This is a genomic window from Chelatococcus sp. GCM10030263, from assembly GCF_042666455.1.
Taxonomy (GTDB): Bacteria; Pseudomonadota; Alphaproteobacteria; order Rhizobiales; family Beijerinckiaceae; genus Chelatococcus.
The window spans coordinates 23,134-36,687 of record NZ_JBHTDB010000008.1; the positions used below are offsets into that span (position 1 = coordinate 23,134).

The following is a 13,554-nucleotide window of genomic DNA, read 5'->3' on the forward strand; positions in this document are numbered from 1 at the left end:
TTGTCCCCCGCTTATCTCCTGAAGAGGATGGCGACCATCCTCTTCACCCTGCTCGTCGTATCGGTCATCGTCTTCGGCATCACGCAGCTGTTGCCGGCCGATGCGGCGGTGATGATGCTCGGCGAACATGCGACGCCCGAGCAGCTCGCCGCCGTGCGCAATCAACTCGGTCTCGATGCCCCCGGCTGGCTGCAATATCTCCACTGGCTCGCCGGCGTGCTCACCGGCGACTTCGGCACTTCGCTGCGCACCGGCCTGCCGGTCGGCGAGACGATGGTCGTGGCGCTCGGCCGCTCACTTCTGCTCGCCTTCGCCTCCATCCTGCTGATGCTCGTCATCGCGGTGCCGCTGGGGATTGTCGCGGCGCTGAAGCGGGGCAGCGCGGTCGACCTCGGTGTCGGCCTCGGCTCCTATCTCGGCGTGTCGCTGCCGGAATTCGTGACCGCGACCATCGTTCTCATCCTCCTCGCCAATCCGGCGCTCGGCTGGTTTCCGGCGACCGGCTATGTGCCGCTGACGGAGGATTTCGGCGCCGGCCTCCACCATCTCGTGCTGCCGGTCATCACCGTCTCGGTCATCCTCATCGCCCATGTCTCGCGCATGGTGCGCTCGGATCTCGTCGACGTGCTCGAGACCGATTATATCCGCGCCGCGCGCCTCAAGGGCCTGTCGCCGCGGCGCGTGCTCGTCCGCCACGCCCTGCGCAACGCCCTTCTGCCGACCATCACCGTGATCGCTCTCGACGTGGGCTATCTCCTCGGAGGCATCATCGTGGTCGAGGAGATCTTCGCCTTCCCCGGCATCGGGCGCGAGCTCATCGTCTCGATCCAGGCCCGCGATCTGCCGGCGATCCAGGCGGGTGCCCTCATCATGGCGGGGACCTATGCGGCCGCCAATTTCCTCGCCGACATCGCCTATGCGGTTCTCGACAAGAGGATCCAATATGGCTGACGTCATCAAACGGCTGATGCGTACCCCGCAGGGCAGCCTCGGCACGCTCCTCCTGCTGGCGGCCTTCGCCGTCGCGGCTTTCGGGCCGTTCATCGCGCCCTACAGCCCCGAGCAGTTCCACATCACCGACCGCTTCCAGGGGCCGAGCGCGCAATATTGGCTCGGTACAGACCAATTCGGCCGCGATCTTCTGAGCCGCATCCTGATCGGGGCGCGGCCGACCGTCATCCTCGCCGTCGTGGCGACCCTGCTCGGCTCCATCATCGGCGCCGTCATCGGCACGCTCTCGGCCTTTCTCGGCGGCCGCGCCGACGAGGTCATCATGCGCATCCTCGATGCGATCATGGCGATCCCGAGCCTCCTCTTCGCGCTGCTCATCGTCACGGCACTCGGCGCCAATGCGGCCAACGCCCTCATCGCCATCGGCATCGCCTTCGCGCCCGGCATGGCGCGCATCACGCGCTCGGTAGCGCTCGCCGTGCGCAAGCAGGACTATGTCAATGCCGCGGTGGCGCGCGGGGAATCGAGCAGCTTCATCGTGCTGCGCGAGATGCTGCCGAATGTCATCGCGCCGATCATCGTCGAGGCGACGATCCGCGTCGCCTTCGCGGTGATGACGCTCGCGACCTTGAGCTTCCTCGGGCTCGGCGCACAGCCGCCCTCCTCCGAATGGGGACTGATGGTGGCCGAGGCGCGCGAATATCTCTTCCGCAATCCCTGGATGATGATCTGGCCGGGGCTGTCCATCGCCGTCGTTGCCATCGGCTTCAACCTCTTCGGCGACGGCCTGCGCGACGCGCTCAACCCGAGGACGCGGACATGACGGCGCCTGTGCTCGCGATCGAAGGCTACGGCCTCGACTATCTGACGCCGGCGGGCCCGGAGACGGCGCTCGCCGACGTCAGCCTCACGATCGCCGCCGGCGAGGTGCTGGGGCTCGTCGGCGAATCCGGCTCTGGCAAGACCTCCCTCGCCTATGCCGTGATGCGTTATCTCCCGGGCAACGCGCGCGAGACGGGCGGCGCCATCCGCCTCTCCGGCGAGGACCTGCGGAGCGTCTCCCGCTCGGCGATCGGCCGCATTCGCGGCCGACGCATCGGCATGGTCTTCCAGGACCCGAGCACCTCGCTCAACCCGACGCTGACGCTTGGCGAGCAGCTCGCGGAAGTCCTCGTCGAGCACAAGAGCCTCGCCTTGCGCGAGGCGCGTCAGCGCGGCGAGGCGTTGCTCGAACGCGTCGGCATCAAGGACCCGGCCGCGATGATGCGCCGCTACCCGCACGAGGCGAGCGGCGGCGAGAAGCAGCGCGTCGTCATCGCCACCGCCTTCGCGGCCGAACCCGAGCTCATGCTCTTCGACGAGCCGACCACGGCGCTCGACGTCATCACGGCGCGGCAGATCCTCGAGCTCTTTGCCGAACTGCAGGCGGAGACCAAGGTCGCGTCGCTCTATATTTCCCACGACTTGGCGCTCGTCTCGCGCATCGCCGACCGTGTCGCCGTGCTGAACAAGGGGCGCGTCGTCGAGATCGACGCCGCCGGGGATGTCTTCCGCGCGCCGCGCGAGGCCTATACCCGCCAGCTCGTCGCCGCCGTGCCGCGGCCCGATCACCGCCTCGTACAGGGCGAGGCGCCGGCCGAGGGCGCGCCGCTTCTCGCCATCGAAGACATGACGGTGCGCTACGGCCGCCCGTCCTTCATCGAGAGCCTCACCGGCAAAGGGCGGTCCGTGACCGGCGCGCGCAGCGTCTCGCTCGATGTCAGGCCCGGCGAAATCCTCGGCATCGTCGGTGAATCCGGCTCGGGCAAATCGACGATCGCGCGCGCCCTCGTCGGCCTCAATCCCTTCGAGGGCAAGCTCAGCTTGGAGGGCCGGGCCGTCCGCGGCGCCACCGACATGGACACCGCCTATCGCCGTGCCGTGCAGATCGTCTTCCAGCACCCGGATTCGTCGCTCAATCCGCGCCACACCATCGCCGACATCCTGGCGCGGCCGCTCCGGCTCTATGGCCGCGGCGGGGAGCGCGAGCGCGACGCCATCGCCCGCTTGCTGGCGGAAGTCGAGCTGCCGGCCGATTTCGCCAGGCGCTATCCGCATGAGCTCTCCGGCGGACAGAAGCAGCGCGTGGCGATTGCGCGCGCCTTCGCCTCCGCGCCGCAGCTCGTCATCTGCGACGAGATCACCTCGGCGCTCGACGTCTCCGTGCAGGCGCGCATCGTCGAACTGCTCTTGAGCCTGCGCGAGCGCTTCGGCACCGCCTATCTCTTCATCACCCACGACCTCAACCTCGTGCGCCAGATCGCCCATCGCGTCGCGGTGATGTACCGCGGCGATCTCGTCGAGGTCACCGACGTGGCAGGCCTCGCCCATGCCGAGCACCCCTATACGCGCGCCCTCATCGACGCCGTCCCCACCCCCGTCTGACTGTCCCACGAAAGGATCCAGCCATGGATCGCCAAAGCCTTCTGGCGCGTATCGACGAGAAAGCCTGCCTCGACCTCTTGAGCCGCATGGTCCAGCACAAGAGCTACTCCCAGACCGAAGGCGAACGTAAGCTCGCGGCTTTCATGGCCGAGGAGATGCGGGCCATGGGGCTCGACGCGAGCCTCACGCCGGTGGAGGGCCAGCGCGTCAATGCCATCGGCCGCTGGAAAGGCGCGGGCGGCGGCAGAAGCCTGCTGTTCAACGGCCATGTCGATACCAATCCAGCGACCGAGGGCTGGACGGTCGATCCCTGGGGCGGGCTTGTCGACGACAAATTCATCTACGGCATCGGCGTCTCCAACATGAAGGCGGGCGATGCCGCCTATTTCTGCGCTGTAAAGACGCTGGTCGATGCGGGCGTGCGCCTGAAGGGCGATGTGATCCTCACCTTCGTCGTGGGCGAATTACAGGGCGGCGTCGGCACGATCGCAGCGATCGACCAGGGCATCCGCGCCGATTACTTCATCAATTCCGAGCCGACGGACTTGGCTGCGCTCACCATGCATGCCGCGGCCTTCACCTTCATCATCGAGATGACGGGCGTGACGCGCCATCTCTCGAAGCGCGAGGAGGCGGTCGACGCTATCGCCGCCGCCTGCGAGCTCATCCCGACGCTCAATGCCATGACCTTCTCCGGCGCGCCGAGCGAGGAGCATCGCGGCATCAACCGCGCCCATATCGGCGTGGTGCATGGCGCGCTCGGGCGCGACCTGCACGAATGGCGGCCGCCTCAAGTCGCCGATTTCGTGCGCATCAAGGGCTCGGCCCGTTACGCCCCCGGCCAGACCGAGGCGGTCGTGCTCGCCGACATGCGCCGCGTGCTCGATGATCTCGAAGCCCGTCACCCCGGTCTGAAGGCAACGCTCATTCCCGAGCATCAGGTCGGCCGGCCGGCCATGCCGACCTTCGAGGTGCGCAAGGATTCGCCCATCGTCCAGGCCGTCAACCGGGCCTATCGCGCGGTGCGCGGCGCGGACCAGCCGACCGGCGCCATCACGCCGCCAGGCTACTACGGCACGGATGCGGCCCATTTCCAGCACCGCGCCGGGATGGAGGGCATCGTCTGCGGCCCCGGCGGGCGCTACAACACCATGCCGGACGAGCGTGTCGACATCGCCGACTATCTCGACGCCGTGCGCATCTATCTGCTCGCGATGGTCGAGATTTGCGAACTCGCCTGACAGATCAAATTTCCATAGACGCACGGAAAGAGAGCTCTCCTGCAGCGATGCCAAGCGGCTCACGCTATGCGTGGTCCGCTTTCTGCGCAAACTGCAGTAGCCATACTCGGCATATGCAAAGATTTTCACGCGAACAGACGAATTATCATCAGAATTTCTTTACATAGCGGAACATGATGCCAATCACTAATGATTGGATACAGAAACCATTTTCCGCTAAATTGCCTGATATGAAATCGGCCTAGCGCACGCTCTGAGACGGTGGAGCGTGCTGCTTAACGCCGCCGTTGGGGCGGTTGCCGCGGCCAAGCCGAGCCGCATTGCAAGGCCATCGGCCGATCGCGCGAACGCGACGCAGCTTCGTCTCATGGACGGCCGGCCAGCGGCAGCTGATCTGATTTTATTCCTTTGCAGAGCGAGTAGTTTCATGGCGGACATCAGCACCACCTCCCCCTTCCCGCTCAACGAGAATGGCGGCGCGCGGGCCCCCTCGGCCGCGCAAGAGACCGCCTTCGATACGGCGATCCAGTCCGTTCAGGAGCGGCCGGAGAATGAATCCGGCGCACGCCCCGATTCGGACGGCGAAGCGGCAGGCGGGCCACCGACCGATACAAACCCGACTGGAAGCAATGAATCGCCGACCGATGGCATGCAGCCGGGGGACGCCATAACGTCGGATAGCGTCTCGAGCGCAGCCCAGGAGAATGCCGAGGCCGGCCCGGCCGCCGTCCTGGCCGATACGGCATCGACAGCGGCGCCGGGCGCCACGGCGGAGCTTTATGCCAAGCTGCGCCATGCTCTGGCTGAGCACACGCGGGGGACTGCGGAGGGCGCAAGCGCCTTCAGCGGGCTCACCGATGATGAGGTGCTCGCGAATATCGCCGATTTCCCGAGCCCGGACGCGCCTGACCTCATGCGCTACCTGGCGGATGCCGTTGGCCTCTACGGCGGCAAGGAGGGCGAGACCGACGTTTCTCCCGCCCAGCAGAAGGCTCTTTACGGCCAGCTGCTGCTCGCGCTGACCGAGAATATCGATTGGCAGATCGAATTAGCCACCGCCGCCGCAGATGGCGCGAACGTCGTGACCTCGGACGGCGACGTCCTGCTCGGAGCAACGGGCAAGACGCTCGCCGACGCCGCGGCGGCCATCAAGGACAAGATCCGCGCTTTACTCACGAGCAAGGTCGGCGGCTGGGCCGCGAGCATGACGGACCAGATCGCCTCCGTGCTCATCGCAGATCCCACGCTGTTCCTATCGTCGCCACCCGCCACCATCCTCTACGGCAGCCTGGAATGGGCGCAGTTGCGAATGGGCATCGAGATCGCGGGAGATCTCGGTCTCGATTACGGGACGCGGACCGCAGACGAGCTGATGGGGCTGGGCAAGGCGGCCATGACCGCGCCAGCCGCCGGGAGCGAAACGGCAACTTCGACGGAGACAGCCACCCCGGCAATCGACGCTGGTGCCGCGACGACGCCGGCGCCCGAGACGGTGCCGACGGATGCCGCCGACGCGGTGGGCCATGCGATCGCGCTGGATCCCGCCGCCTCGGCGGTTGCCGCCCGGACCAGCCAGGCGCTTCTCCTGGTCGCCCGGGCGACCGGTAAAATTGACGCGGAAAAGCTCGCGACCGCGGGCGACGACGAGATCACGGCCGTGCTCGAAGCAGCGGCGCGCGCAGTCTTCGCGGAGGACTTCGCCTTCGCCGATGCGCTCGACGCCATCTCGCAGGACATGCCCACCCGCCAGGAGCTCGGCTCCGAAATCCTTCAAGAGCACGGCATCAACCCCGAAGCTTACATCTTCACGCATGGCGGCCTGATTCCCACCGATACGTCTGCGGATGAATTAGCAGATCAAAGGATGCTCGACCATATTACGAACTTCAAGTCCTATTATTTCGAGCACGATAATCCGGGCGAGGTTCCGGATGCGGAGAACTATCCGGTACTGTCAGATGAATTCGACAGAAGATTCAACACTTATAAGACAAATTTTGCAAATGCAATGTCCACCATCATCGACCATTGCATCTTATCTTATGCCACGGATAACAATATAAATCTTGATGAGTCACATATAGAAATTAGCTTACTTAATTATCAGGTAAAGGACAGGAACCCTAGATTCTGGGGTATTGGAGATGACACCTGGACCACAAATAATAAGAATTTCTTTGTTATAAAGATTTCCAAAGCCGACTTGACGGATCCTAAAAGTTTTACCCTTTCAATGGTGGATCTCGACAAGGGGCTACAAGAATATTCTGGCGAAAACCAATGGCTCTCCGACAGATATGAAACTATCTTCGAGTCGGATACAGTCGAAAAAATGCGCGCCTCCTTAGCGGACAACCACGAACTGATCGATACTTGGACAAGCTTGGCATCCGCCGCTGGGAGAGATTACAAAAGCCAGATTGTCAGCCATTATGAGAGCGAAGTTCAAAAATCCCATGAATCCTTGCGGGGGAACACCGCCCTTGAATCCCTTGGGAATTACGCACTCAATTTGATTCCTTTTCGCGCGATGATCGTGTCGATTCAAAAGGGAGAGACCGGCGGCGCCATCCTGAACGGCTTGCTCGACATCGCCACCTTCATTCCTTTCGTCGGCGAAGCGGTCGCAGCTGCACGAATGGGCGTCAAGGCTGTCGCGGCCGGCGTCTCGGCCGCCCTCAGGGCAACCCTGAAGGAAGGCCTGACGGCCGGTCTCTCGCTCGGCCTCAAAGCCGCAGCCCCCCTGGGGCGTGAGTTCGGCACGCAATTGCTTAAAGTCGGCCTGACAGGCCTCGAAAACGCCCTGCCGATCCCGACCCCCGGCCTTACGCCCAAGCTTTTCAACAGGGCGACGGAAACCGCACGCATCGTCGGCAGCCTCAAGGATACGCAATCCGAGCTGGCCACAGTCCTGGAACAGGTCACGAAGCGTTCGAATCTCGTCGACATCGCCGACGACGGCGCGCAGACCCTGGCTTCCGGCATAGCACTGACAAAAGACGCCAAAGGCCTCGACGTCATCAAGCTCGACGCCATTCATCTTTCGCTCGCCGACAGTCGGAGCATCGATCTGGACGATGTCACGCTGACCATTGGCCGGACGGAGGATAATCGGCTCCTTTTCCTCAAGGAGCATACCGGCACGGAAGGCGCCTTCTATACGCTCGCCGATCCGACGACCGGTCTATCTTACGGCGCACGGCTCACGCCCGATGAGGCCGGCTGGCTCGTCTCGAACGGCGCCAAAATCGGCCGTCTCAGCGGTGCAACCGAGGAGGCGGTCAACGCTTCTGGCACGGGCGCGGCCGGCCCGCATGATCTCGTGCAGTCCTGGGATGACATAGTCGAGGACTTGCTTCAGACGGCGAACGAGGCGGGACTTACCGATGTGAACGGGGCCACGACCGAGGCCGACACCGCTGGCAATGCCGAATCGGCGGGCGTCGACAAGACAGCTGGAGAGGCTATGCTCGCGGCCTTTGTCGACTACGAACGCACCGATCTGGCCCTCCCCCCCGAGACGAAACAAGAGGACGTGCTCCTCGCTTACTTCAAGCTCGACTTCGACCCGGGCGCCCCCAGGCGACTCGAAGACGATGCTGATCTGATGTTGCGCCTTGCACAGACGTCCGGCCTTTACGAGGACGATGTTACCGCGGCCGACCTGAGCCTCGGCCAGAAGCGGGAGCTTGCCAAGGCGCTGTTGCACGCCCTCACGAAGGACATTGATTGGGAGAGTGCACTCGGCGCCGACGCGAGCGATCCAACCGTCTGGTACGACGGCATGACATTGCGCAACGCGACCGGCCTGTCCATCGCCGAGGCGGCTACGCAGATCGAAGCGAAAATCAACCGGCTCCTGCTGAAGAGCCCCGCATATCAGAACAATATCTATATCAAGCGCCAGCTGCGACTAGCGCTCATCGACGACCCGACACTGTCGCTCGACCCGCCGCCGGACGACATCATATATGGCAGCCGCGACTGGGCCAAGCTATGGATGGGTGCGCAGATGGCGAGCCACATGCCCGATCTGGCCGACTTGAGCGCGGCCGAGCTACAGGAACTCGGCCAGGCCGGCATGTTGCAGGAGGCGCGCGATGCTCTGCCAGCTGCAGAGGCAAGCGATGCCAATGCCGAGGCCATGGAGACCAATCCAGAGAGCGGAATGGCGCTCTTCCTCATGGCCAACGCTGCCGGCAAGCTTGAAGCAACGGACAACTCCGATGCCATGGCTGTGAAGCTGGCGAACTTCGCCGAGGAAGAGTTCAGGGACGAACTGGCCCTCACGGTCATGCCGACGCGTGAACAGATCGCCAAGGACGAACTCAAAAAGCGAGGCATCGATCCCGATTGGATCTTGCTCGATTATGACGAGGTATCTAACCCGGCTGGATATTTGCTCTTCGGCCCATCCGCCACCATTGGTGATTATTATTTCAAGCACGGCAACATCAAGCATGTCATCGAGCTCGTGTCGAAACAATCTCCGGACGGCACCCTCAACGATCATCTTCCCGGCCTGTTCAGCAATAATGCGCAACACAAAGCCGTATTAGTCTCCGCGGATGATCTTTCCATAATGGCCAGCGATTTGCCTGCCGCAAATACGTTAAACGATCTGTTTAACGAACAATTTGACAATTATTGCAAGATAATTGCTGAATACCAGTCGCAGTCTATCTGCGGCCTAATCACAAACAAACTTTCCAGCGATGGCTTTGATCTGAGCCAGACGACGTTCTCGTTGAGTCGCCCGCATGTCACGTCCACGTTTGCATCATTATTCGACACAGATAAGCTAGCAGGAGACAGCTATTTTCTGCAAGCTAAAGCAGGCACGGCAACGAAAACATATTTCGTCGCCAGGAACCTGGAGGGTGCCGACTCTGCCGCTGACGTCACCTATGAACTTCCAGGCGTGGTAGACGACGAAGGACTTATTAAGTGGAGCCGAGCCAACGCCATCACCGTCTTCGGAGATAAATACGGCGGCTTCTACAAGAACTCCGTCGACAACTCCTATAATCAAGAGTTCTCTGTGGAAAAATGCAATCGCGGGACGGAGTATGAATTCCGCGATATCTCCGACGTTAGAGAAATTATTGCATATGATATGACCCGCGATATAGCCGCGTCGCGGGAGGAAGCGGCAGGGCAGACCAATGCGGAGGCCGCCAAGGATTTTCTTCTTAACCTAATTCCTCTGCGACAGACCTTCGTTGCAATTAAGACAGGACAGTGGGGTGACGCCCTTATATCCGGCTACTTCGACTTACTATCATTCTTGCCCGTCGGAGGGCCTCTCATCAAGACGCTGTCTGCGGGCAAGAGTTTCGGCGCCGCTGCTTTCAAATCGCTCGCGAAGAGCATTACGAGCAACGGCCTGAAATCCGGCTTGCCCAAGGGCGTGGCTTCGGCCTGGACCGCCGGCACCCCATGGAGCAATGAGTTCTTTAAGCAGCTTGGAAAAACCGCCTTGGCGGTGGGCGACGCCATCTCCCCCGTGCCCGGCTTGGACGCGACGCAGCTTTTCGGTGTGGGTAAGGCTACGATAGCGAACGTTATGGATATCGCTGCAGTTGTTAAGATCAGAAATGTCGCGCTCGCCGGCAAGATCGAGGCAACGGCAACGAAGCTGCCCGCTCTCGCCAAGATCGATGACGCTGCCTGGACCGTCAAGGTGGAGAAGGAAGCTGGCGGGACCGGAGGGGTCTCCGATGCGCCGCTGTACCTGACGGCGACAGACGCGGCGGGCAATAAACTAAAGCTCATGCACTTCAGCGATAACACCTATGTGCAATACGACCCCGTGACACTCGAACCTGTCGGTCCCATCCTGCTGCCGGATGCCGCCGGACGCCTTTACAAGTCGCTCGATGTCGATGCACTCGGCAGATACGGCATCCGCGATACGGACCTCCGTACGAAGCTCGGCAGCGCCACGCGCGACGAGAATGGCGTCATCTGGGTGGATAACGAGCGTTACGCGAAGCTCTTCGATGGCGAGTATCTTAAGCTTGCGGCCGATGGAACGACGGATCAAGGCCGGACGATTTGGCGCGTCGCTGATCCAAATGGCGATCTCGCCTATGATGCGACGACACCACGCCTGATATACGACCAAGAGCGGGGCATCTGGCGCCGCATAGAGGCCGGCGGGCTCGCTGGTGGGCAACGCGTTTCCCAGCCGGACTTGACCAAGCTTATGAACGCTCTTGGCCAACGCACCATACTCAACATTCCGAAGTCGGGCGTCGAGACCATGACACGCGGGGCCAAAGTCGACCAGCAGAAGGAAGCCAATCTTCTCCTATCCGCGGCACCCGACCGGAAGAACGGTGCATTTGAGGCCACCGTGTACCCGATGTCTGAACAACCCGTCGTGAAAGCTGGCGAGCTCATATTGAAGGGCTACTGGGCTCCCTTCAAGAGCACGGGAACCAAGATGGACTTTGTGGACGTTCCCTTGAAGGACCCGAAATACGACTTCGTCTTCACGGCGCCGATGAATGGTTGCAGTCTCATTGTTACCAAGCTCGACGATGACACGATACGTGTATTTCATTTGAACAATGGAACAAAAATTTCTGATCGACAAAAACGTCTGGCGGAATGGAATATTGATGAGGACAATATTATCGATGAGATTAGCTTCAACGAATATGGCACAGACCGTGATTTCACCTCGTTCACGGGAATGGCCTATGACGGGACAAGCGGATCCTGGAGCTTCTTTTCACAGCGCCAGCACCTGTTGACGGATGGAACGACTCTCGAGGCATCAAGTAGCATCGTTTACAGGTCCGTCGAGCTGAAGCCGAGCGGCCTCTCCGCTGCCCAAATCGAGCGGTACCGGGTGGAGAAGCCCGAATCGCTGCAACTTGCCGCCGGAGGTCCAGCGGTTACTCACGAAGGCAAGCACTACATCATGGTGAAGTCGACGGTCTTCGAGGTGGAGGCTGGCGCGGATAGCGCGCATTGCTGGATCATCAATCCGAATGATGCATCCGCACCGAAGATCCCGATGGAATCGGACGGAGTGGCCTGGCGCGCAGAGCCCGACAGCACCCGACCGGACGGCGATCGGCCGAGCAGCGGTTCCGATACGGACAGCGACTCTGGCGTCGGCAGCGACGGCGGCGTCGAGAGTGTCCTCAGCACGGGAACCATCGGCCTCAGCACCCAAGAGATCGTGGCCAGCCGTGCATTTGACGAGGACCTCCTCGATATCCTGAAGAGCGAAGCTGTCGGCTCGGATGGCACGATCAGATTGGGAGATGGTCACGTCTACTGCCAGATTGGGAACGACTATATTGAGATTGCACCCTATGCAACGGCGCGTCCCGACCGCATCATCTGGCGCCCCATCAGCCTGGACGATCCTCTCGAAGTCCCGACGGCTGCTACCGGTCTCGTCTATGATGCGAATACTCGACTTTGGCGCGCAGCCACGTTCGAGGACTATCTCGGCGGCCTCGAACTCAGTCCGGATCAGGTGCCGGCCGACTTGTCGCCTCCGAACGCGGCGGGTTTGAGCCAGAGTGGGCAGACGAACTATTTGGTTCGAGGAGACCGCACCTACCGGCTACGCGAGGATCTACAAAACAGCAGGCCAGACCAGAAGGTTTATCAGGTCGACGATCCGAACGGGGCAAATGCGGCTGGAGCCTCGGCGAATGCACCGCGGATCAGCTATGATGCGGAATTGAAGCGCTGGGACATTGAGGATGAGCTGTGGCTTGGCCTCGGCGGTGGTCTACCGCCGCTTTCCGTCAAGTATACGGCGATGGATTACAGCGCCGTCACGACGCTGCAGCAGGGCGACGTCGTCCAAAACCAGCTGGGTTACCTTGAGTTGGCGGCGGGCAAAACCTTCAATGGACGAGTCGAGTACGACGGCAGGCGCTATATGGTTCTGGACTTTAGAGATTACCTCGACAGCGCCGGAAACGTGATGATCCGGAAGGGGCGGATCCTCGCTGAAGAGCTTCCAGGAGAAATGTACGCGGTCAGAGACGCTGACGAGAATGTTCTCGCCTATGCGGTCCGCGACGCATCTCGCGACTCGCTGAAGGTTATTGCTCCTGCCGAGAGAACGAAGGCGTTCACGAATGAAATCGCGGACGTCGAGACCGGGTGGGAGCGCGCGACGGAGATCCGAAAGAACGAAGCCCAGGCAAGGAGCACGATCGGAAGAACCGATCACGTTGCCATCGCCCAGATCGAGATCAAGGACGACGTGGGCAACGTTACCGACCGACTGGAGTGGGTCGCGCCGACCGGCAGCAAACCGTCCCCCCCGAACGGAGGCATCGAGCGAGATTACGAAATCATCGCCTTTGACAAGACGGATCCAAGAGCGGGCAAGATAGAAGATAGAAATCTGACCGGCCCCCAAGCTGCAAGCGAGAAATTCGCACCTCACGAGGCCACGACCAACCGCGACAACGGGACCGATTCCGAATACAGGATCCTCAATGAGTTTCGCCGCAGGTATCCTCCCGAATCCGACATCAAAGCGACCATCGTTCTATTCTCCGAAATGCGTCCCTGCGCCGGTTGCGAACAGACGATCGCGGAATTCAGGACGTTATATGAAGGAACGGTCGAACTGAAATTCCTCACCCGCTTTGATGAAAGTTATCCGAATCTCGTCGAATCCGATACCACGATCAAGCAAATTACCGAGACCTGGAAAAAGGAAGTCGGAGAACTTTACAAGGCTAATGGCAGTGGCAGCCCCAGCAATGGCACCTCCAACAGCGGTGCGCAGCTAGCGGGGCAGTCCGATACCGGCAATAGCTCGCCGACCAGCGTGGGAACGAATGGCTCCAGCGACAGCGGAAACTATTCGGGTGAGAGCTCGGGTGAATCGTCAGGCACCCCTGCGGAAGAACGGGAAGCAGCCTAGAAATTATGATCTGTTGGCCAAGAC

5 protein-coding genes are annotated in these 13,554 nt (G+C 61.5%); all 5 read left to right on the forward strand.

The features are described 5' to 3' along the window. The 5 genes from ACFQU1_RS17665 (at nt 1) to ACFQU1_RS17685 (ending at nt 13,530) form a co-directional block, all read left to right on the forward strand. Complete coding sequence (locus tag ACFQU1_RS17665; RefSeq protein WP_378135033.1) at nt 1–951, forward strand: ABC transporter permease; 951 nt, start codon at nt 1–3, stop codon at nt 949–951. Beyond that, nucleotides 944–1,774: an ABC transporter permease gene (locus ACFQU1_RS17670; protein WP_378135035.1), complete on the forward strand. Its 831-nt coding sequence runs from the start codon at nt 944–946 to the stop codon at nt 1,772–1,774. The genes ACFQU1_RS17665 and ACFQU1_RS17670 overlap by 8 nt, the downstream gene beginning before the upstream one ends. Further along, nucleotides 1,771–3,375, forward strand: a complete 1,605-nt coding sequence (locus tag ACFQU1_RS17675) for a dipeptide ABC transporter ATP-binding protein (RefSeq protein ID WP_378135037.1) — start codon at nt 1,771–1,773, stop codon at nt 3,373–3,375. The genes ACFQU1_RS17670 and ACFQU1_RS17675 overlap by 4 nt, the downstream gene beginning before the upstream one ends. Nucleotides 3,376–3,398: 23 nt before the next feature. Then, nucleotides 3,399–4,616, forward strand: a complete 1,218-nt coding sequence (locus tag ACFQU1_RS17680; protein WP_378135039.1) for a M20 family metallopeptidase — start codon at nt 3,399–3,401, stop codon at nt 4,614–4,616. A 427-nt stretch (nt 4,617–5,043) separates the two neighbouring features. Further along, nucleotides 5,044–13,530, forward strand: a complete 8,487-nt coding sequence (locus ACFQU1_RS17685; RefSeq protein ID WP_378135041.1) for a hypothetical protein — start codon at nt 5,044–5,046, stop codon at nt 13,528–13,530. The last annotated feature ends 24 nt before the right edge of the window (nt 13,531–13,554 follow it).

Bases quoted from the DNA above. Each gene is read 5' to 3' on its own strand.
- ACFQU1_RS17680 (WP_378135039.1), top strand. From the start codon at position 3,399: ATGGATCGCCAAAGCCTTCTGGCGCGTATCGACGAGAAAGCCTGCCTC.
- ACFQU1_RS17685 (WP_378135041.1), top strand. From the start codon at position 5,044: ATGGCGGACATCAGCACCACCTCCCCCTTCCCGCTCAACGAGAATGGC.
- ACFQU1_RS17670 (WP_378135035.1), top strand. From the start codon at position 944: ATGGCTGACGTCATCAAACGGCTGATGCGTACCCCGCAGGGCAGCCTC.
- ACFQU1_RS17675 (WP_378135037.1), top strand. From the start codon at position 1,771: ATGACGGCGCCTGTGCTCGCGATCGAAGGCTACGGCCTCGACTATCTG.